Genomic DNA, 23528 nt, shown 5'->3' with positions numbered 1-23528 from the left:
CCAACAATTTTTTTATCACTTATTTTCACTATCGTTTTCGACACTCCAAATTAAAAATCTCATTACATATGCAAACATTTCATTATTTATTTTTGTCTCTCTCGGCAAGAAGTTTTCCAACAACCTCAACTGCATTCTGGGCATCTTCCGAATAACCATCTGCTCCTATTTCATCAGCAAATCCCTGTGTTATAACTGCTCCGCCAATTATGACAAGCGTATCCATATTATTTTCTTTTACAAGATTTACAACCTTTTTCATCTCCATCATAGTGGTTGTCATAAGTGCCGAAAGACCGATTATATCCGCATTATGCTCCTTTGCAGCTTCTATTATGGTTTCTGCCGGAACATCTTTTCCAAGGTCGATAACATCATAACCATAATTTTTAAGCATGAGCACTACAAGATTTTTTCCAATATCGTGTATATCATGCTCAACGGTTGCCATTACTATCGTACCCAAAGGCTCTTTATCTTTATTCTGTGCAAGCACCGGTTTTAACACACCGATACCAAGTTCCATTGTCTCGGCACTTGATATGAGCTGCGGAAGATAATATATCTGTTTATCAAAGAGTTTTCCAACATGCGTTATCGCCGGTATCAGACTTTTATCTATTATAGACTGTGCGTCTGCACCATTGTCAAGTGCTTCCCTCACGAGTTCTTCTATCTTTTTGCTTCTTCCCTTGACAACAGCTTCAAAAAGTTTGTCATCCTTTGGCACATCACTGTCTATATCAGAGGCAGATGCAGTATTTCCCGCCTGTGCCGTAACCTGTGACGCATCTATGTCTCCTGACAGCACCGAAAGTTTTCTTCCCGTAACCCTGTTTATATATCTTGTGTCTGACTCAGGTTTATTCATAAGAAGGTCAGCGGCAAACATTGAATGCATAAGAAGATCCTGTGACGGATTTGCGATTGCCATAGTAAGTCCGTGGCTTATGGCGATACTCATAAAACTACTGTTTACAAACATTCTCTCAGGCAGTCCGAAGGAAATATTTGAAAGACCACACGCCGTTGCCACTCCTATATCATTTTTGCAATACGAAATAGTTTCCATTGTCTCTTTAGCGGCATTTCTGTTTGCCCCTATCGTAGCGACAAGACCGTCAACAACAACATCATCTTTGGTAAGACCAAACTCATATGCCCTCTCAAGAATCGTATGAATAATCTCTTTTTTTTCATCAATATCCTTTGGAAGTCCTGCTTCTGAAAGCGGGAGTAAAATAAACATTGCACCATATTTTCTCGCAACCGGAATAAGTTTTTCAAATTTTTCGGGCTCAAGAGAAATCGAGTTTATCAATGCTCGTCCCGGATAAATTCTAAGTGCTGCCTCAACAACAGACGGATGACTTGAATCTATTGACAAAGGAAGGTTGCTTACAAGAGTAAGTTCATTTACACATTTAAGCATCATTTCATTCTCATCAATTCCATTCATACCCATGTTTACATCAAGAATAGATGCACCGAATTCTTCCTGCGACTCAGCCATCTCACAGACCATATCAAGACTTCCCTCACGAAGCTGTGCCTGAAGTGCTTTCTTTCCTGTCGGATTTATCCTCTCACCGATAATAAGAAAATCTCCGTCAAGGTCAATCGGCAGCACATTTCTCTCAGTAGACAATGCTCGCCTTAAGACTTTTCCCTCTCTCTTTTCAAAAGAGCCGCCGTCCTTATAACCTTTCTCAATAAGAAGTTCATTTAAAAGCCTTATATGCTCAGGTGTTGTTCCGCAGCATCCTCCCACAACATCTGCACCAGCCTCAACAAGCGGCATCATTTCTCTTGCAAATTCCTCAGGTCCCATATCATAGATGGTGACACCATCCTCAAGTTTTGGCAGACCTGCATTTGGCTTTGCCACAATAGGAATATCTGCATATTCTGTCATCGTCTTTACTATCTCAATCATCTTGTCAGGTCCCGTTGAACAGTTTACACCGACCGCATCGACACCAAGAGTAGTCATTACAAGAGCCGCCGTCTCAGGATTTGTACCATAGAGAGTTCTGCCATCCTCATTAAATGTAAGCGTCACCATAACTGGAAGCTCACAAACTTCTTTAGCCGCAATAACTGCTGCCCTGCACTCCTGAAGACTCATCATAGTCTCAACCACAATAAAATCAATCCCTGCATCAGCAATGCATCTTATCTGTTCCTTATATATGTCAACAAGTTCCTCAAACATAAGCGGTCCGACAGGATATACCTGTTTTCCCGTCATAGTAATGTCACCTGCTATATAGACTTCTCTGCCTGCTTTCTTCTCCTCGTCCGTCAGCCCTTCATCAACGGCAGCTTTAGAAATCTCTACAAGTTTTGTGTTTATCTCAGAAAGCTTGTCATCAAGACCGTACTCCTCAAGTTTAATCCTGTTTCCCGAAAATGTAGGTGCATACAAAACATCACTGCCCGCCTGTATATATTCAATCTGAAGCTGCTTTAAAACTTCGCTGTTTTCAATAATCCACTCCTCAGGGCAGACACCAACCGGCATACCTCTTTTCTGTAAATTTGAACCCGTTGCTCCATCAAGTATAAGCTTTGATTTTTTTATTCTATCTCTAAACTCTTTTTTTGTCATAACAATATATAATCCTCATTTCCGAGCGTTTTATCATCACTGCCTGCTCTTATTTATCAAAAGTAATTATAGCCGAAAAGCATTTGTTTTACAACAATTTAATATTATGGTAAACTTAGTGGCACACTATAAATGTGATTATAATTTAATACCGCAAGCACACTCGCAAATCCCCACTTTGTTTTTGCAAGAGTCACTCATCACCTAATGGTAATGGGTTCTCTCTTCAATTTTATAAAACATCACTTAAAAAGGAGCGATTAACATTGAAAACAATAGGAATAGTTGCTGAATATAATCCGTTCCACAACGGACATAAATACCAGATAGAACAGACAAAAAAACAGCTTGGTGCTGACAATGTTGTTGTCGTAATGAGCGGCAATTTTGTCCAGCGTGGCGGCGTTGCGTGGACAGATAAATATCTCCGCACAAAAATGGCAATAGATTGTGGTGCTGACTTTGTCTTTGAACTTCCAACTGTTTTTGCATGTGCAAGTGCTGAAACTTTTGCCCTTGGCTCTGTAGCACTCCTTGACTCTCTCGGTTTTGTCGATGAAATCTGTTTTGGCAGTGAAGAAGGAAATCTTGAAATACTTGAAAAGATTTCTTCTATATTAAATAGCAATGATTATATTAAAGAACTTGAAATATACTTGAAAAAAGGGATATCATTTCCTGTCGCACGAGAGGAATATCTAAAACAGCATATGCCCCAATATCGTGATATCCTCCCAACACTTTTAAAACAGCCAAACAACATATTAGGAATCGAGTATATAAAAGCACTAAAAAGAATAGGAAGCCATATCAAACCCGTTACGATAAAAAGGATTGACAATGGTTATCATTCGACAAGCCTTGATAGTACTCCCACTCTTTCAGACAACACCTGTAATTTAATCCCAAACAGAAATATGCAAAATACAAACAAAAATGTTTGCTGCAGTCCTGACTCTAAAAAAGAAATATATTTGTCTGATAAAGAAAATAACAAATTCAGTTCAGCATCTGCAATAAGAACATCATTTGAAAAGTTAAACTTTTTTTCAGATATAAATAAAAAAGAAGCAGCTTTAACTACTATCACTACGCATGTGCCTGAACCTGTCATAAATATTTTAAAAAATAATCTTACACGATTTCCTGCCGACAACCCCCTTTTCTCTGATATGCTGTATTTTAAGCTCTTATCATTAAAAAAAGAAGATATGCCGTTAGGAATTTATAGTGATATTTCTCCCGAATTATCCGACAGAATATATAATAATCTGCCACATTACAAAGGCTTTGACAACTTTGCAGACATCTTAAAGACAAAGCAATATACACACACACGCATCACAAGAGTGCTTACACATATTCTGCTTGATATAAAAAAAGAAGACATAGAGCTGTTTATAACTAAGCTTTATCCTAACAGAGATAAACCGCTTACAAAAAATTCACAGGCTGATGAGCATGATAAAAATATTACGGTTTTTATGCCGACTTTAGCATATGCCAGACTTTTAGGAATGAACAAAAACAAAAGCGGACTTCTTCGCAATATAAAAAATATTCCTCTTATCACAAAAGTTGCTGATGCAGACAAAAGCTTTGAAAGATTTCTGTCACAATTCCAAACTGACAATGTGTTTTCCAAAAAGCCTGCACAAGCAAATGAAAGTAACGGCAATAACGCCGTATCTATAACAGACAAACAGCACTTACAATATATGAAACAGCTTCAAAAAATGTTTAAATATGACCTGTTTGCAGCAGATTTGTATCGTTTCTGCACTCACAACCATGTTCCCGATGAATATCGCGCAGGAGTTTATATTTTGCATTGACTGAAGTAAATAAAGAAATACACACTGGAGGTAACGATAATGTTATTAAAAAATATGTCAGACTATTTTACAAAGAAAGAATTATTATTATGGATAGGTTCAATACTCACAATATTGATATCATTTATTCTTTTTAAAGGTGACAATACACTGTCACTTATAGCATCACTCATCGGTGTTACATCACTTATATTTTGTGCAAAAGGAAATCCGTTTGGACAATTTCTCATAATCATATTCAGTTTACTTTATGGAATTATTTCATTTTCATATGCATATTACGGCGAAATGATAACTTATCTTGGCATGACTGCACCAATAGCTTTGTTTTCAATGATCACATGGCTTAAAAATCCTTATGAAGGCAATAAATCAGAAGTCGAAGTGAAACATCTTAAGTTGAAGGATATTATACCTATGATAATCCTGACCGTTATTGTAACCTTTGTTTTTTATTTTATATTGGATTATTTTAATACGGCAAATCTTATTCCGAGTACATTTTCAGTCACAACAAGTTTTCTTGCAATTTATCTGACAACAAAAAGAAGCCCTTTTTATGCAGTTGCATATGCCGCAAACGACCTTGTGCTTATCGTACTTTGGAGCATTGCCGCAAAAACAAATATTACATATGTTTCTGTGGTCGTCTGCTTTGCAGTATTTTTGTTAAATGATATTTACGGATTCATAAACTGGCAAAAAATGCATAAACGACAGACAACAGGTGAAATATGCCAGTGATACATTTCACCTGTTGTTTAGCAGAATAATTATTAGTCAAGTGGATATTCACAATCCGCTTTGCTGCCTGATAGTGTTAAATTTGATGGTAACATCACTTTTTACACTCTTTTTAATCTTATGCTTTCGGTTTTAATGGGCCATAATATATTGCAAAAGGAATGTTAAATTCATAAATATCTTTGCAAATATACCATATCTATTAACTGTACACCGCCCTCATAGATTGGGTGATTATAATTATCGGTAAAGAAATTGGGAATCTTGTGAGAACGGATAAATCCACATTTTTCATAAAATGGTATTGTCAATGGACTGTCACCTGTTCCAACCTGCAAAATAGAATATTCTTCTGCATATTTTTCTGCAAGGAAGTCTATCAGAGCTTTACCATAGCCATTTCCTTGGTTCTTTGGATCAACTGCGATATTTTTAATTTCAAGTATTCCATTATCTTCATCAGTAACGACACATTCAGCTTTTACATTACCATCTTCAAGTACATACATAGTACCCTTTTCAAGATAGCGATCAATCATATTTTCCTGTTCATCAGCTAATAACAATAATGATATAAACTGCTTTTTATTTTCATTTACTTCTCGAATTATCATATCCACTACTCCGTCAAACTGGAAGTTATTAATCTACAATTTTATTCTATAGCCCATCTTCTTGCCCTTCGGACAAGAAGCATCCCACGCTTCTGAACAAAATGGAACTCCATCTGTTCCACAATGCATTGTTCCCGGAGAAAGTAATACCCCTTCATCCGTTTTTCCGCTTTTTATCAGTGTGCCTGCTCCCATATGCCAATAGTCATCACGCTCATCGTTGCGATAAAACATAAATTCATCTCCAACATTGTAACAAGGACATTTCCCACTGTCGGGTACTGCACAATATTGTGCCTGTAATTCCGGAAATAATTTTTTATCCAAAACAGTAACTTTCACTCTATGCTCCATATCGTATCTCTCCTTAAAATTTAAAATTCATGTAATATGTATTCTACCTGCTATCCTTCTTCCTATAATTTACAATACCAAATATTGCCATAAGCAAAACACAAGCAAATACCATCCAGCCTATAAGATATCCTGTTCCAAGCTTCGCAAATGTGTCATAGTATCCCTTTAAGTATATTACAACTATTACAGCGGGAAGAATGTATGACATATAAAATCTGATCCCGTCAGGATATCTCATTCCCTTTCCAATGTTGGTTTCCGCATGAAATCCTTTCCAGCCCCAGCCATTCTTTTTGGTGCAGAAAAGTACAAATATCATACTCCCAAGCGGCAAAAGATTATACGATACAAGGAAATCCTCAAGATCCATTATTGAACTTCCCGGTCCAAGTGGCTGAAATCCTGCAAGTTTGTTAAATCCAAATACGGCGGGAAGTGAAAGTAATGTCATAAATACTATATTCCATCCGACTACTTTCTTTCTCGAATATCCTTTTAAATCTATGTAAAATGATATTATATTCTCAAAAACTGCAATAACCGTAGACAGTGCGGCAAATGACATAAATACAAAGAATGCTGTTCCCCATATTCTTCCACCTGCCATATGATTAAATACATTAGGCAATGTTTTGAAAAGAAGTGATGGACCTGCATCCGGCTGAACTCCATATGCAAAACACGCCGGTATGATTATAAAGCCTGCCATGAGTGCAACAAATGTATCAAGTACAACGATATTTACTGCTTCGCCGCCTATCGTCCTGTCCTTTTTCAGATAACTTCCAAATATCTCCATGGCACCGATACCTACACTAAGAGTAAAAAACGCATGTGTCATGGCATCAAATATGACCGGTCCTAGTCCTCTGGATCTTATTGTATCGAAAGTTGGAACCATATAAAATTTTATTCCGCTTGACGCATTTGGAAGTACAACGGAGTGTACCGCCAATACGATAATAAGTATTATAAGCAGTGACATCATTACCTTTGTAACTTTCTCAATGCCATTCTGAAGTCCCAGCACACAGACTCCAAAAGAAAGCACAACTGCCACGATTGTCCATATTGTCATATTTCCCGGATTGCCAAGCATTGACGCAAACTTTGCAGAAACTTTTTCTGAATCAAGCCCTGTCATTTTTCCCGATGCTTCGAGCCATGCATAATACAGCATCCAGCCTGCAACCATTGTATAAAATGCCATTAAAATATAACTTCCTACTACTGAAACCCATTTAAAATAGTGCCATTTACTTCCTTTACTCTCAAGAACTTCAAATGCCCTTGCCGCACCTTTACCACTTCCTCGTCCTATTGCAAACTCTGCACACAATATTGGAAATCCCAGCATTGCAAGAAACACCAGATATATCAATACAAATGCAGCTCCACCGTTTTCTCCACATATGTACGGAAACTTCCATACATTTCCAAGTCCGACTGCGCATCCCGCCGATACAAGGATAAATCCAAGACGCGAGCCAAATTTTTCTCTCTCTTTTACTTCATTTTGCATTTTCTTCCTCCATTTTATTTTGATGCTTTATAGCATTAAACTAAAATTGACGCTATTGCTGTTCCCAGTGCACCTGCAATGGTTCTAAGACTGCATATTATCGCTGTTCCATCTGAATAATACTCTTTTTTAATCTCTTTCATTCCCCATGCAGTCATAGGCATCATTATTGCTCCGATACCGATTGAACGAAATGAATACATTACCCATATCGGAACAACATTTCTCGTAATAAATGCCAATATAAACGAGCATATACTGATCGCATATAAAAGCCTTATACCATATTTCTGGTACAGCCAGCCGCCAAGTACACTTGATACTGCCATGATGACAGCACCCGGAAGCATTATATAACCGGCTCTTTCCATGCCTGCTCCGGTCATTCTGTTTATATAAACCGGGAACCACAATGCCGTACCCATCATGATACCATAAATAAATATACTTGTCACTACAACCGCCATAAACCTTTTATTTTTAAATAACTCCAGCCTGATATATGGATTTTTCATTTTCTTTTGCCGACTTATAAAAATTAAAATAAACACTATCGATATACAACTATAAAGTACGACCTTTAAAATCGCATATTCACTTATCTTTACAAACTCATCCGCTGTCAGATTTTTCTGCCAGTAATTTATATCTTTTACCGATATATCCCTTATCGACATACAGGCAAGCATAAGAAATATTACCGAAATACTGCTAAACAAAAAAGATATTATATCAAAATTTTTAAATAATCCTATTATTTTTTGATATAAAAACAGTCGTAAAGAATTAAAATAACGACAAAAATTGCCTGTCAAATTTGTCTGCTTAAAAAACTTATTTTCTTTCAAATCCTGTTTGCCTGAACAATTTTCCAGAGTACAATTTGCCGACATTTTACTTTTTTCACAGCTATATAAATTTATATTTTCTTTTTCATCGTAATTTTCGTAATGTGTTTTTTTCCTCCTATGACATTTAAACCATGTCAAAAAAATCACAAATACAGACATTATCAATATCCACCACATTATTGTCTGCCACGATATTTTTTTAACAAGCATTATCGTGATAACAGGTGCAAGTGCCGATGATAAGTTTAGCATAAATCCATAAATTCCCATTACAAGCCCTGTCTTTTGTTTTGAAAACGAACTAAGCAGAACTACTTGTGACAATGTAAGGATAATACCACTTCCTATTGCCTGAAATACTCTGCCTGTTAATATCAATACATAATTAAAACTTATCGCAGTAAATAATACCCCACTCCCAAATACAAACATTGCACCTAGAAATAACACTTTCCTGTTGATATTTTTTGTTAGAAAAACAGATAATATCGTTGTGATGCCTATTGTCATTGAATATATACTTGTCATGAGTTGGGCTTCACCTGCTGACAATGAAAACTGCTTCATTATCAACTCAAATATTGAAGAAAATGCTGTATGCGAAAACGACCCCATCATACAGCCAACGACCATCAATATTATAAAAATCTTATTCTTTGATATTTTTTTCTTTTTACCCTTAATATTATTACTGATATTTTTTTCCAGTGGCATATCATTCCTCTTTTACATCAAAACATCTTCATATATTTACAAATATAACATTTATACATTTTTATTATATTATGCCTATCCCTTTATATCTTTAATATATAGTTCAAAAGATATTTTAACCTTAAAAGTCATATCTCTAATCTAATATAAGTATCTCCCATTATTTGTTGAACAATTCAGAATTGAACAAACTCTTTGAAAAATAAACAGAATAAAGCCGGCAAAACCACTTCAGTTTCCTTGCCACTCAATCTTTAAGGACTTGCCAGCATTTCTGCTCCCATTTCTGAATCTCACTTTCCTTCAGTTCACTCGCTCTAATACCTCGGCAGGCTTTCATCATTCTATGCCATAATTTTCAATTTTTTCTCAATAAACCGTAATTATTTTGTTAATTAATCTGACAACAATTAAATATTAAATCCATAATTCCATTTCTCCGGAATCTTAAAAACCAAACTTCTCATATAAACGCTTTCCTACTGCCGAAGGTTTTAGTTTTATATTATGAACGCCTTTAATTTTCAACCATTGTAGTAGTTCTTCTGCATTATCCTGCAGCAAAGCTATTGAACCTACTTCTGTAAACATATCCATTTTTAACTTAACAACAATATTCAAATCTTTAATTTCCGCTTTTTTTATTTCCATAATAATATATCCATTTCTAACAAATCCCGATTTATTCCAAATATCTACTACTTTAATTGTATTTGTTTTTCAAAAAGAAGCACCGCTCTCGCGGTGCTTCCAAAATTTTATATTTATTTAGTTGTACAAATATTTACCGAAAATACTTTTCAAGCAAAAATCCCTTCTTGAACTTCGTTCAAGAAGTATCGCTCGCTTTTCAAGCTCGCTTTATTTGTAAAGTTCAACTAATTTCTGTAAGTGCTCATAACGAGCCTTTGCAGCTTCCTCAGATTCCTTGAAGAGTCTCTCAGCACGCTCTGGGAATGGCTTAACAAGACGAGTATAACGAGCCTCGTTGTTAAGGAATGCCTGGTAATCATCGAAGCTTACACCCTTCTCTGAAGTGAATGTAAATGGATTCTTACCATCTGCTTTGTTTGCAGGGTTGAATGAGAAGAGGTTCCAGTAACCAGCCTTAACAGCTTTCTTCATCTCATCCTGGCAGTGGTTCATTCCACCCTTAGCGATTCCGTGGAGCTCACAAGGAGCATATCCGATGATAAGTGATGGTCCCGGATAAGCCTCAGCCTCTGCGATAGCCTTAACAGCCTGTGCAGGATTTGCACCAAGTGCAATCTGAGCAACATATACATAACCATAGCTCATAGCGATCTCAGCAAGACTCTTCTTACCGATTTCTTTACCGGCTGCAGCGAACTGACAAACTTCACCGATGTTTGAAGCCTTAGAAGCCTGTCCACCTGTATTAGAATACATCTCTGTATCAAATACCATTACATTTACATTCTCGCCTGAAGCAAGTACATGGTCAAGACCACCGAAACCGATATCATAAGCCCAACCGTCACCACCGAAGATCCATACAGATTTCTTTCCAAGATAATCTTTCTTGTCAAGAGCTGCTTTTGCATCAGGGCATCCTGCTGCAGCGGCTTTCTCTAATTCAGCGATAAGAGCATTTGTTGGCTCAACATTTGCCTTTGTATCATCTTTTGTCTCAAGGAACTTGTCTACAACAGCCTTAAATTCTGCTGAAGCCTTGTCAGATGCTGCACAAGCCTTAACAGACTCGATAGCCTGGTCACGAAGGTACTTCTGACCTACATACATACCAAGACCGTGCTCTGCATTGTCCTCGAACAATGAGTTAGACCAAGCTGGTCCTTTCTTTGTATCTTTATTTACTGTGTATGGTGCTGTAGCAGCAGGGTTACCCCAGATAGAAGAACATCCTGTTGCATTTGAGATATACATCTGCTCACCAAACAACTGTGTAATAAGACGAGCGTAAGATGTCTCTGCACAACCTGCACATGAACCAGAGAACTCAAGGAGTGGCTGGTTGAACTGGCTTCCCTTAGGTGTTGTGTCAGCAAATCCGCTGTCTTTCTTTCCTACATTTGCAACTAAGTAATCAAATACCGGCTGCTCATCTGCTTCCTCTGCCTGTGGAACCATCTTGATAGCTCCCTCAGAAGCCTTAGGACATACTGTGATACACTCACCACATCCCATACAGTCAAGTGGAGATACGCTCATAGTGAACTTGTACTCTCCAGCCTTTGGCTTAGTATCAGAAAGCTTGATATTTGAAGGTGCTGCCTTAACTTCGTCCTCTGAAAGTAAGAATGGACGTATTGTAGCATGTGAACATACGAACGCACAGTTGTTACACTGGATACAAGTCTCAGGATCCCATGTAGGAACTGTTACGGCTGTACCACGTTTCTCGTATGCAGAAGCACCTGTCTCGAACTGTCCGTCAGGATTGTCAATGAATGCTGAAACAGGAAGGCTGTCTCCATCCATCTTAGAGATTGGCTCAAGAAGATCTTTAACCATCTTAACAACCTCAGGACGACCTGTGATTTCTTTTGCAGCAGCATCAGGAGTCGGATTCTTCCAAGAATCTGGAACTTCAACTTTGTGTACTGCGTCTACACCGGCATCAATAGCCTTGTAGTTCATCTCTACGACTGCATCACCCTTCTTAGAGTAAGATTTCTTTGCAGCAGCTTTCATGAACTCGATAGCGTCATCGATAGGCATAACATCTGCTAATTTGAAGAATGCAGACTGAAGGATAGTGTTTGTACGTTTACCCATACCGATTTCGATAGCCTTGTCGATAGCGTTGATAGTATAAAGCTGGATGTTGTTGTCAGCGATATATTTCTTAGCTTCAGCATTAAGATGCTTATCTAATTCATCATCTGACCACTGGCAGTTAATCATGAATACTCCGCCCGGCTTAACATCCTGAACCATCTTCATTCCCTGTGTTACATATGCAGGATTGTGACAAGCTACGAAGTCAGCCTGATTGATGTAATATGGGCTTCTGATAGGGTTGTCACCAAAACGAAGGTGAGAAATTGTAACACCACCAGTCTTCTTTGAGTCATACTGGAAGTATGCCTGGATATACTTATCTGTGTGGTCACCGATAATCTTTGTAGAGTTCTTGTTGGCACCAACTGTACCGTCTCCACCAAGACCCCAGAACTTACACTCTTTTGTACCAGGTGCTGATGTGATAGGAGCTGGCTTAACTTCTGGTAAGCTTAAGTTTGTAACATCATCAACGATACCTATAGTGAAGCGTGACTTAGGATCATCTTTTTCAAGTTCTTTATATACAGCGAATACTGATGAAGGTGGTGTATCCTTAGAACCAAGACCATAACGTCCACCTGTAAGCACGATATCATTAAGACCTGCTTCACGAAGTGTAACTGCTACATCGAGGTATAACGGATCTCCGAGTGCACCAGGCTCTTTTGTACGGTCAAGTACGGCAATCTTCTTAACTGTCTTAGGAAGAACTTTAAGAAGGCTGTCTGATACCCAAGGACGGTATAAACGAACTTTGATAAGACCAACTTTTTCTCCCTTAGCTGTAAGGTAGTCGATAACTTCTTCTGCAACGTCACAGATAGAACCCATAGCTACGATAACACGGTCAGCATCTGCTGCACCATAGTAGTTAAATAAGTCGTAATCTGTTCCGAGCTTATCATTGATCTTCTTCATGTATTTCTCTACAACAGCAGGTAACTCGTTGTATGCTTTGTTACAAGCCTCACGATGCTGGAAGAATACATCACCGTTCTCATGTGAACCACGAGATGCCGGATGCTCAGGGTTAAGTGCGTGTGCTCTGAACTCTGCAACTGCATCCATGTTACACATTTCTTTAAGATCTTCGTAGTCCCATTTTTCAATCTTCTGAATCTCGTGAGATGTACGGAAACCATCAAAGAAGTTAATGAAAGGAACTTTTCCCTCGATTGATGCAAGATGTGCAACCGGGCTTAAATCCATAACTTCCTGTGGATTTGTCTCAGCTAACATAGCGAAACCAGTCTGACGACAGGCATAAACATCACTATGATCACCAAAAATATTTAATGCATGTGATGATACTGTACGTGCAGACACATCAAATACACAAGGTAACTGCTCACCGGCAATCTTATACATATTAGGGATCATAAGAAGAAGACCCTGTGAAGCTGTAAATGTAGTAGTAAGTGCACCTGCTGCAAGTGAACCATGTACTGTACCTGCGGCACCTGCCTCAGACTCCATCTCTACAACTTTAACTGTGTTTCCAAAAATATTCTTCTGTCCTGCTGCTGACCACTGATCAACTGAGTCAGCCATTGGGCTTGAAGGTGTGATAGGATAGATACCAGCTACTTCTGTGTAGGCATATGCTACATGAGCTGCGGCTGTATTACCATCCATTGACTGTTTAGCTCTAGCCATCTTTATAATTTCCTCCTTATTATTAAATTCTTCTCATTATCTTAACACTAATGAGAAAAAAAGTAAAGAATTGAAGTCGAATTTTTAAGGTAAAATGTCGAAATTTTGTCAGATTTATTGTACGATTTCTACATTTTTTAAAAAAACATCGTCTCCTGCTTTATCCCTGACAAACTCTTTCAAGCCTGCAATATCAATCTGTGCACTATCTGTTTTTATATCCGCATAAAGTGACATCTCATTTATTTCAGGGTCATATGCAAGATAACACTCTGCATCTTTTACTCCACCGTACTCAAGAATATATTTTTCTAAGAGTTTAAGGTCATAATATTTTCTTCCGTGAATACCGTCAGTGAGCACTGTCCTGCCTGCATTTTCAAGAAAATCAATCGTTCCGTCAGGAAGAATACGCCCTATAACCCCAGTATCATACAAAGTGCCCTCTCCATATGGGTACTGTACTGTCTTTGCACAATTTATTGGCTCGTAGTCCATTATATAGACCTTTCCCCATGCACCATAAGGTTTCTTTAAATAGTCATCATCAAGCACATAAACCTTTATCGGTTCATCGGACTGTTCTTCTGAAATAATCTTACTTCCTGCTGCCTTATTTAATTTAGAAACATTTACATAATAGTGTTTAGGATAAACCTCCTGTGGAAGATGCTCCTTTAAACATCTTACGGAAGTCTCATCAAGCATGGCAAATAAAATACTCTCAAAAACATCAAGGAATATTTCAAGAAGTTTTTTATCAAAACGATTTTCCCAAAATCGAAGTTCAGCATAATAACCTTTGTCATCGTACATTACCTGAAGATGAAAAGGAAGTGAATCCAGCTGCACATGCATCCTCTCCGTATTTTCTCCTCCAATCTGAGGTGTCTCAAGAATATCTCCCTGAAACTGTAAAAACATCTCACCCTGTCTCGGACAGCTTGTAAGACATTTCATTGTTTCCATTATCTGTTTGCCAGTTCTTTTTAATAGTTTTTCAACTTTTTCATGCGAAACTTTGTCATACTTGCAATAATATGTCTCAAATAACGGTCCAACAATACGGTTCCACCTGCTATCAGTTCTGCCTGAATGTATTGAATTTACAAAAACTTCATCCTCATCTGAATACATACTTATGCAATAATTAAATGCAGCGATAAACAATGCGTTCTCAGAGACACCATGCTTTTTTCCATAATAAAGCACCTGTTTTCTCGGAAGTTTATCAAAACGCTTTCTTATAACACCATACACACCCTCTGACAGTTCTTCGCATTTTGTTTTATTAAGAATACTTCTTTTTAATTTTATTCCTGACATCAAAGTATCCACATATTTTATATCCCTGTCACGCACTCCGTTTTCAATTCTTTTTTGTTCCTCAGTAATATAATCAAAAGTTGTATATTTTTCTTTTTCCACTTTTTCGCCTTTGTAAGCGGCACAGAGATCCTCCATAAGGATATTCATACTAACTCCGTCCCCCATAAAATGTGCAACATCGAAGAACATATAATTAAACTTTTCCCCCTCAAACACATGGATATGCACAAGATTGTCATTTTCTCTGTACCTAAACGGAACAATAAGCTCCTGCATTTTCTTTTCGGCATCTTTATCTTGAATTTTTTCTACTCCAATATCTATATTTCTATTATCATCCCTATATATTGCATAATATTTCTGCTCTGTCGGCTTGACAATGGCTTTAAGTGACGGATGTGCATCAAGAACAATGCCTATAGCCTTTATAAGTCTGTACGTCTCAACAGTTTTATCCATTCTGAATACAAACGGTAGATTTCCCGTTGTATTGTCAGGTATTATATATGCGAAATATTTCTGCATGGCAGTAAGCGGATATATCTCTTTAACTGTTTTATTTTCTGCATCTTCATCAATAGTTTTTTTCTGTTTTGTCTTGCTTTTAATAAGTGCTTCAAGTTTTAATATATCTGCATTTTCCATAAGTTCAGCAAGCGTTATGTTGACATTTATTTTCTCTGACAGTTCCGTAATAAGAATCGAACTTCCAAGTGAATCAAGACCACAATCATAAAAATTGTCATTTATTCCAAACTCAGTGTTGCCTATCTGTTCGGCTATCATGTCATATAACTGTCTCTGAATTTTTGTTTCAGCCTTTGTGCTGTTTATCTTTTTCTTATTACTTTCCTCTTTCTCATCAAAATAAACTTTTCTTATTATCTTGTTTGAGGATGTTTTTTCAAATGCAGTTTTTCTCACTGTCACATCCGCAATCCTCGAATATGACGGCAACTGCTCATTATGTTTTTTAACCAGAATATTTATGGCAGTTTCAATATCCGTAATACCATTTACCTGTGCATATTCATAGTTTGGATAAATCTCTGCCGCTATAATATCATCCTTTCCATAGACGATAATATCCTGAACAAGCCTGTCCTCATCAAAATAATTTTCTATCATCTCCGGAGAAACATTTTCTCCATTGCTAAGTATTATAAGATTTTTCTTTCGGCCATTTAAATACAAAAAATCCTCATCATCAACATATCCGAGATCTCCGGTACAAAGCCATCCATCCTCAGTAATCGCTTCTTTTGTAAGCTCCTCATCATTATAATATCCCATCATGACAGACGGGCTCTTAACCTGTATCTCCCCGTCAACTATACGGACATGGCATCCTGTCACAAGATGACCTACTGATGCCATTTTATCTCTGCGTGTATAATCGGGTACTGATATTTTAGGCGAACACTCAGACATTCCATATCCCTGTCCTGTCACTATTCCGAAGTTTAACAGTGCATCTGACAATGTTTCTGACAGATAACCTCCTCCACTTACAAGACGGTTAAGACGCTTTCCAAGAACTTCCTCTTTTATTTCCACTATACTTCTTTCAGGATTCTTTTTTCTGAGTATTGCAATACGGTTTACGAACATTTTTGCTATCATCGGTACAACACGAATGACTGTCGGCTGAAACAATTTTATGTAATAAAGGATTTTTGACATATCATCACAGATACACAGCGTACTTCCATAACGCAGAGCAAGAAGCACATCACTGCTTATACAGAATATATGATGAATAGGAAGAACATTTAAGCATACCTCTTTTGCATCATCGGTACAGAACATATTGTCAATAAGATTTGCATGAGAAAGCATAACCCCTTTGCCATGTCCCATAGTTCCCGAAGTAAAAATAATCATGGCACACATATCAGGATTTATCTTTTCTTTAACAGTTTCGCCCCTGAAAACCTTGTGCATAATAGGAACATTGCGTGAATTTTTCCTTGTCTGGAGACATATAAACCTTTTTATAAAAGGACAAAGTTCCCTTAATTCATCTGCCTGAGAAGAAAAAGAATAGTCATAGAATAAAATATCCGTATCGGCTTTTTTAAGATTTTCAGCCATTTTCTGTGCCGTAAGTTTCACATCCATAGGTATCGAAACTCCGCCGCCACAAGGTACTCCGAGAAGAACCGTGAGATATTCATAACTGCATTTTCCAAGAACTGCCGCATGAATCTTATGCCCTGCTTTTTTATTCTGCCCTTCAATATAAACAGCTACAGACATTGTGTCCATGGAAAAAGTTCCATAACCTTTTTCAAATATCGTGTCATCTCTCTCATACCGTAAAAAAACATTATTCTCAAATTCTTTTCCGATATTTTTTACAAGTTCCAAAAGAGTTTTAGTATTATTAAATGTAATCATTCTACTCCTCCCAAAAATGTGTTGCAGACATTTGCGAAACTGAGTGTCTGCACGGTTAATTGAACAATGTGAACATATTTTATAAAACTTCCGCAAATCTTCTGAATTATTTCGCATTGCGAAATTTATTACATTCTACCACCTTTTATTTTATTTCGCAATACGAAACATTAAGTAAAAATTATTTTTTGTAGGTAAGAAGTATTTTCAAAAGCCTGATAAGTTCCTTCGCATCATCATATCCCAAAATCTCAAACAGTCCACGATACTCCTCATGAATTTCTTTTCTTCTTCTGGCAGCTTCTTTTTCACCCTCTTTTGTGAGTACAACATCAACCACTCTCTTATCTGTTTTATTTTTCTGTCTTATGATAAGTCCCTTTTTCTCCAATGCCGTGAGTATATCCGTCATTCTCCCCGGAACAACATGAAGTTTTTCCTTTAATTCCCCCGCACTGACAGCTTCTTTTTTTGTGAGCAGATACCATAAAACACCATACTCACCTCTTATACTGTCGAAAAAAGCACGGTTTTCCGGTCTGTTTAATACCTGTGCCAAAAGATTATATAACTGCTCTCCTAAGTCCTCTAATTCCATAATCATCCTCATTTTTCAGAATTTTATATCGGAAGATATGCAGAGCAAAATTTAGCCCTTGACACTCATACCACTACTTATATTAAAGTATGCACTGTAAGCCACAGCTAAATCTTCTCTGTCTTCCGATTATTATAATGCAATAGACAAAAAATCTTTTACTTCTGCATCATCTATATTACTTTATTATCTTACTTGTATTTCAGAAATAATACCACTATTATCCACTTTATGTCTATACTAAAGTTCTTTTGCAGCCATAAAAATATTCTGAAATAGTATAAAAAAGTGTGAAAAAACTGTCTGCACAGGCAGATTTAAGCCATGCCGTTAGCAGTCTTGTACTTATAAAGCATCTCCGCATGATTCTGTTCTTCTATCTGTATATCTGCCATAAGTTTTCTGAGTGCGGCATTTGCAAAGCGGAATACTTTTGAATTGTACTCTGATGAAACCATCTTTTCAGTTCCGATACAGTCTGTAACCAAAAAACAGTCTGTCTTTTTATCCTCGCTGTTGTCTGCCTGTGTATATGTCACCGGCGGTTCATAATTTTTTCCGTCATCATCGTTACAATTACACTCAGGCACTTCTCCCTCAAGAACCTTACCAAGTGTGTCATAATGTTTCTGCTCAAGTTTCTCAATCTTTCCAAAGAGATTTTTAAGTTCCATATCGCAAGCCTGCTCCTTATATCTGCGGTATTTCTCCACACAGCTTTTCTCCTGCGTCTGCAATTCCTTTATAACATCCATTTCTTTCTGTTCTAAAACCATTTTGAAATCCTCCTGTTTTTTATTTTCGTTCCAAAATAGTATGTGCAATTAAAAGAAATGTATGCAACGCACTAATGTATTCTGCTCATATTTAACATTACTGCATAATATTATGTTAGGGTCAAAAGTAGATAGCAATACATATTTATATGCAAATCTGCTTCATGTCGGTGTTTGCAGGATTGCGAAAATTGCGTAGCAATGAAGCAATCCGGAGTATCACCGTCTGGGTACTTTAATTTTTTTCGTCTTGCATATCGTTTCAATTATTTTATCTCCACCTTTTGGTATACCCTGTACAGTATCGGTTGAAAAATCAAGCATACCACTGCATATACTGGAACAATAACAGTTGCTATTGTTGTTACTTTACTTCCCAATGTGATAAGTCCAGCTTCTTTGATATCCAAATAAATTTCTAATAACTGGTCTGGAAAGAAAGAGCATAATCCAGGCAATGTAATAATTCTGCTTAAAAATGGAAATACACACAGCACAATGAATGGTACAATAACGGCAGTTGGCGTAGAGTGTGTAAACGCTGATGCCAACATTGCGAGTGTAGCTGCAAATATCGTTCCTATATATCCACCCAGAACAATAAACAAATATGCCTGTAAAAAAGTAATATTATAAACACTTCTCCACAAATCCAACTGGATCGGACAGCTTGCGCCGTCTGCACCTAATACAAAAAGTACGATAAATGTATATAGAAATACAAACATCAGATAAAATCCCGTAGTAATATAAAAACCTGCTCCTACCTTCGCGAAAATCCCTCTGCTTCTTCCAAATCGTGCAGAGAAAAAAATTGAATCTGCTTTTGTCTGAAATTCATCTGAAAATATCCCGGATACCAGAAAACCGATTACTAATGCCAACACTAGAATAAAGGTTGATATATTTTGTAGTAATGCAGCCCAACCGTCTATATATTTATAGTAAAAGGGAGTTTTCAGTTCTTTATATTTCTGAATCATAAAATCTTTTTCTGCCTGTGTAAATCTTTCTTCTCCAGATTCAAGCCAATTTTTTAAAGTAGAAATTCTTCTTTCATAGATCGTTCCAACTTCATCATCCGAAACCTGATTCGTTACATAATAATTATAATCTCTGTAATCGCTGAATGCACAAATAATGACATCCATAATACCTGCTATGCCCTGCTTTTTTGCATATGCCTTATTTTGTTCTGTAATGTCATCCGACAATGCTTCTTTCGAACTGTTAATTGTCCTGTTCTCTTCCAATGCCTTGCTTAATGTATCCGCTGTTAAATAACCTGACCATTGGTTTTTGGCTTCTCTTAAATATCTTGCAGCCGAAATTCCAACAGAAGAATTCCCATTTTCATCAACATACTCCACTCTGTTAATCGTTAATATACTGGTTATCGCAAGTACTACGAATAACACTATGACTGCAATTCTATTTTTTGATTTAGAAAACACTTTTTTGATTTCATAACGTAGCATTTTCATCACCTGCTTTCTCTCCAAAATAATATAAAAATACATCTTCCAGTGACGCTTCTACACGCATTGCATTCTCAACCGGTTTTTCGTGAGAAATAATTCGCAGCATAATCTGATTTATTTCTGATTTCATATTGGAAATTTTATATTTTTCCATAAAATCAGATACCCTGTTTTTCGGCACAAGACATTCCCATACTGTTTCTGTCATAGAATTTATCAGTTCTTCAATACTTCCTTTATGCAGAACTTCCCCGTCTTTCATCAACCAGATTTCATTCGCAATATACTCGATATCTGAAACGATATGTGTCGATAATAACACCAGTCTGTCTTCTGAAAGTTCGCTGATCAGATTACGAAACCGGATTCTTTCATTTGGATCAAGTCCTGCTGTTGGTTCATCAAGTATTAAAATCTTAGGATTATTCAACATAGCCTGTGCAATTCCGGCTCTACGCTTCATACCGCCAGATAATTTTTTCATTTTTTTATGAGCTGCTTTTGAAAGACCAACCTTAGAAATCAACTCTTTCACACGTTTTTTTGCGACAACAGGACGGATTCCTTTCAATGCAGCAATATAAAGTAAATAATCCTCTACTGTAAATTCAGGATAAAATCCAAAATCCTGTGGTAAATACCCCAACAGCTTGCGATATTCACTGTCCATGTTGAAAATATCTTTTCCATTACAGCATATCGTTCCGCTTGTTGGCTTTAAAAGGGTACACAACATTCTCATTAGAGTTGTTTTACCTGCTCCATTTACGCCTAAAAGACCATATACCCCATTTGTCATAGTAAGATTTATATGATTGACTGCTGTAAAATCTCCAAATTCTTTTGTTAAACCATCAAGTTCTAATTTCACCAAGTGACACCTCCAAATATTGATTACAATTCTTTAAAATACGATATATCGCAAAAACAATAAAAAGTATTGTTACACCCATCAGTGCTGACCAGATGGGAACAGTAACCATGATATATACATTTTCATTCAAAACAATAAAAAGCCATACTGCACTCCATATCACACATAGAACAATCGCAACTGTTTCACTGAAAGCGTGTTTACTGCATAAAATCCCAAAACAGATACAGGCCGTTACACAAAGTGGAAAAAGAAATTGGACGACTAATTCTAATAATTCATAATGCAAACCTGCTGAAGCGACTCCTAAAAATACAGTTATGAAAAATATATCTGTAAAACCAAATAACAGCATACGTGTAGCATATACCTGTTTTAATGAATAATAGGAAGCAGCTTCTATTTCCATACATTCACATGACCTGTTTTTCCACAGTTCCGGAATAATAAGGATAACAAATAGCGTGGCTACAACACCCATACTTCTTTTTAGATATATTTCATCATGGATAGAACTTAAAGCAATCCATAATGCCACTAAAATCATAAATTGAAGAACCCACCATCTTTTTTGTATCACACGAAGCTGTGTCCACAAAAAATCATGATAAAAAAGCATTCGTTCTTGCTCTGCCATAAAAAAGGCATTTTTAGATTTAAAAATGGTTTCCTGTATCTTTTCTTCGCTAGCTTCCACTTGTATGTTTTCCCTATATTTTTTTATCTTTTCTTTCTGATTCATCGAATTCCTCCTTCCCGAGAAGTTCCCTCAACTGTTTCCTTGCTTTTTGCAAACGATACTTTACAAGTGGAAGTCCAATTTGCAATGTATCAGAAATTTCTGTTAATTTTAGTTCTTGAAAATAATAAAGAGTAATTACTTCTCTTGATTCATCTGGAAGTTGTTCTAAAGCCTGTTCGATCAAAACTCTATTCAAAATTTGTTCCGTTTGATTTTCTTCCACAAGCTCAATTTCTTCCAGAAGTGTTTCCTTTGTTTTCTTCAAATAATCTTTGCATAGGTTACCTGCTATCGTATATAAATAATTCAGTGTTTTCCCTTTATAATGATAATCGGGTAATTTTGAAAAAAAACGTATAAAGGTTTCCTGTGTGAAATCCTCCGCATATGTTTGATCGAAACAATGATGATAACAGTAGCTTAAAATTTCTCGATAATATTTGTGGACAAACAAATCAAAAGCATTATCATCACCTTGCTTCATTTTCCTGATTAGTAGAAAATCATTATACACAAAATCCCCCTTCCTCATTATTAGAAGTTCAAAATATTTATCCCGTTCTATAAGGTATAACGATTGAAAGCTATAAAAAGATAGTCCAAATCGTTTTTTTATTTTAAAAACAATCTCAAAGTATGTTTTATTATTATAACGGTCCGAGCTAACAGCCTCAACTATACCAATACTTTTAAATACCTTTCTATCTGTTTTCTCAAAAAATATTTCTTTTTTCCTCAATTTCCGCTCAATGTCTTTTTCCTCCAATTTTCGTATGCTTATCCCGTGTCAATTTCTATCGTTGCTTTTACTGCAATGCTTTGTGTAAGTGCCGATTGAATCAGCACATTATGACACATTGGTACGTAAGCCATCACCCTCGCCGTAATTTTGTTCCGGGTCAATCACATCTTTAATTGCTCTTTCTATATTAGCAATGTTGCATATATTAACTATCTTATAATCGTTAAAATCAACCATATCCCCTCCCTGAGTTTTTTTGCACTAAAAAAGCACCTTTTCAGGTGCTAATCTTCCATAATGTCCTTTACATGCTATTATCCATAGAAATCCATTTTTATCTATGTTGTAAACCAATCTGTTCATGTCATCAATTCGCCTGCTCCACGCTTTTCTATGTTTGAACTACTCAGGCTTGCCAATTCCCTCTGACAATCCATCTCTCTCGCTTGATTTTACAAACTGATTGATTCGTTTTAATGTTTTTTATCTTGTGTCTGCCAATAAAGATAATCATCACACGCCCTATCCGACCATAATTTTTTCATTCATCTACCTCTATTAACTCATGCTCCTGCCCTTTTCCTGCTTCCAACTGTGCAATTCCTCTGTCAAGCATTGCAAGATATTCGTTATTTCTCGCTGCTTTTTCAAGCTGATTATACTTATCAAGGCTCATTAAAACAATATTCTTTTCATTTTTCCTTGTAACAATCACTGTTTCCTGAAAATCTGTAGCTTTGTCACAATAATCTTTTAAGTTGTTTCTGATTGTTGAATAATTTACTGCTATCATTTCTATCCCTCATTTCTGTATTGTTCAATTTATTGTACTATTTCTTGTACAACTATCATACCATATTATTATATGGTCCTATGTCAAGAAAAAGTACAAGTTAAACATGAACTTTTCACC

At 36.6% G+C, this 23528-nt stretch carries 18 protein-coding genes and 1 pseudogene; 2 read left to right on the top strand and 17 right to left on the bottom strand.

Annotated elements, in window-relative coordinates:
- Positions 1–82: 82 nt before the first annotated feature.
- The gene (locus DWZ63_RS14795; protein ID WP_118500295.1) at positions 83–2611 is read right to left on the bottom strand and encodes a homocysteine S-methyltransferase family protein; all 2529 of its coding nucleotides are present in this window, start codon (positions 2609–2611) and stop codon (positions 83–85) included.
- A gap of 266 nt (positions 2612–2877) precedes the next feature.
- On the opposite strand from DWZ63_RS14795, the gene DWZ63_RS14790 reads away from it, so the two are divergent.
- Both DWZ63_RS14790 and pnuC read left to right on the top strand, forming a co-directional pair.
- Positions 2878–4446, top strand: a complete 1569-nt coding sequence (locus DWZ63_RS14790) for a nucleotidyltransferase family protein (protein ID WP_055941604.1) — start codon at positions 2878–2880, stop codon at positions 4444–4446.
- Between the two features lie 39 nt (positions 4447–4485).
- Complete coding sequence (gene pnuC, locus DWZ63_RS14785) at positions 4486–5190, top strand: nicotinamide riboside transporter PnuC (RefSeq protein WP_055941602.1); 705 nt, start codon at positions 4486–4488, stop codon at positions 5188–5190.
- A gap of 170 nt (positions 5191–5360) precedes the next feature.
- Here the strand turns inward: pnuC and DWZ63_RS14780 are convergent, their stop codons facing one another.
- From DWZ63_RS14780 to DWZ63_RS14710, 16 genes and pseudogenes are all read right to left on the bottom strand, one after another.
- Positions 5361–5804 (bottom strand): GNAT family N-acetyltransferase, encoded by a 444-nt coding sequence (locus tag DWZ63_RS14780; protein ID WP_055941599.1) that lies wholly within the window; start codon positions 5802–5804, stop codon positions 5361–5363.
- A gap of 33 nt (positions 5805–5837) precedes the next feature.
- Entirely contained in the window at positions 5838–6158 is a 321-nt protein-coding gene (locus DWZ63_RS16050; protein ID WP_055941596.1) for a hypothetical protein, read from the bottom strand.
- A gap of 43 nt (positions 6159–6201) precedes the next feature.
- Positions 6202–7683 carry a sodium-dependent transporter gene (locus tag DWZ63_RS14770; protein ID WP_055941594.1) on the bottom strand — a complete coding sequence of 494 codons (1482 nt, stop codon included), beginning with the start codon at positions 7681–7683 and terminating at the stop codon, positions 6202–6204.
- Between the two features lie 35 nt (positions 7684–7718).
- Entirely contained in the window at positions 7719–9248 is a 1530-nt protein-coding gene (locus DWZ63_RS14765; protein WP_055941592.1) for an MFS transporter, read from the bottom strand.
- A gap of 447 nt (positions 9249–9695) precedes the next feature.
- Positions 9696–9899, bottom strand: a complete 204-nt coding sequence (locus tag DWZ63_RS14760; RefSeq protein ID WP_118500294.1) for a hypothetical protein — start codon at positions 9897–9899, stop codon at positions 9696–9698.
- 210 nt (positions 9900–10109) lie between these two features.
- Positions 10110–13673, bottom strand: coding sequence for a pyruvate:ferredoxin (flavodoxin) oxidoreductase (gene nifJ / locus DWZ63_RS14755; RefSeq protein WP_055941590.1), 3564 nt, complete (start codon positions 13671–13673; stop codon positions 10110–10112).
- 114 nt (positions 13674–13787) lie between these two features.
- Positions 13788–17402 carry an AMP-binding protein gene (locus DWZ63_RS14750; protein WP_182431549.1) on the bottom strand — a complete coding sequence of 1205 codons (3615 nt, stop codon included), beginning with the start codon at positions 17400–17402 and terminating at the stop codon, positions 13788–13790.
- Between the two features lie 181 nt (positions 17403–17583).
- Positions 17584–18000, bottom strand: coding sequence for a MarR family transcriptional regulator (locus tag DWZ63_RS14745; RefSeq protein WP_022014235.1), 417 nt, complete (start codon positions 17998–18000; stop codon positions 17584–17586).
- Between the two features lie 317 nt (positions 18001–18317).
- On the bottom strand, positions 18318–18776 hold the full coding sequence (locus DWZ63_RS14740) for a ferritin-like domain-containing protein (RefSeq protein ID WP_022014238.1): 459 nt from the start codon (positions 18774–18776) through the stop codon (positions 18318–18320).
- 266 nt (positions 18777–19042) lie between these two features.
- Entirely contained in the window at positions 19043–20254 is a 1212-nt protein-coding gene (locus DWZ63_RS14735) for an ABC transporter permease (RefSeq protein WP_055942979.1), read from the bottom strand.
- Positions 20241–21128, bottom strand: coding sequence for an ABC transporter ATP-binding protein (locus DWZ63_RS14730; protein WP_055941585.1), 888 nt, complete (start codon positions 21126–21128; stop codon positions 20241–20243). The genes DWZ63_RS14735 and DWZ63_RS14730 overlap by 14 nt, the downstream gene beginning before the upstream one ends.
- The gene (locus tag DWZ63_RS14725; RefSeq protein WP_055941583.1) at positions 21112–21873 is read right to left on the bottom strand and encodes a hypothetical protein; all 762 of its coding nucleotides are present in this window, start codon (positions 21871–21873) and stop codon (positions 21112–21114) included. The genes DWZ63_RS14730 and DWZ63_RS14725 overlap by 17 nt, the downstream gene beginning before the upstream one ends.
- Complete coding sequence (locus DWZ63_RS14720; protein ID WP_330672338.1) at positions 21842–22639, bottom strand: RNA polymerase sigma factor; 798 nt, start codon at positions 22637–22639, stop codon at positions 21842–21844. The genes DWZ63_RS14725 and DWZ63_RS14720 overlap by 32 nt, the downstream gene beginning before the upstream one ends.
- Before the next feature lie 81 nt (positions 22640–22720).
- Positions 22721–22852, bottom strand: a complete 132-nt coding sequence (locus DWZ63_RS16175) for a hypothetical protein (protein ID WP_270393936.1) — start codon at positions 22850–22852, stop codon at positions 22721–22723.
- Between the two features lie 24 nt (positions 22853–22876).
- Positions 22877–23160, bottom strand: a pseudogene (locus DWZ63_RS14715) (Txe/YoeB family addiction module toxin).
- Positions 23157–23408 carry a type II toxin-antitoxin system prevent-host-death family antitoxin gene (locus DWZ63_RS14710; protein ID WP_055941581.1) on the bottom strand — a complete coding sequence of 84 codons (252 nt, stop codon included), beginning with the start codon at positions 23406–23408 and terminating at the stop codon, positions 23157–23159. Before DWZ63_RS14710 ends, DWZ63_RS14715 begins: the two are co-directional and overlap by 4 nt.
- Positions 23409–23528 lie beyond the last annotated feature (120 nt).

It is taken from the genome of Clostridium sp. AF34-13 (genome assembly GCF_003477845.1).
Lineage (GTDB): Bacteria > Bacillota > Clostridia > Lachnospirales > Lachnospiraceae > Butyribacter > Butyribacter intestini.
The sequence above is the reverse complement of the archived record's forward strand: the minus strand, read 5'-3'. Positions and strand labels throughout refer to the sequence as shown.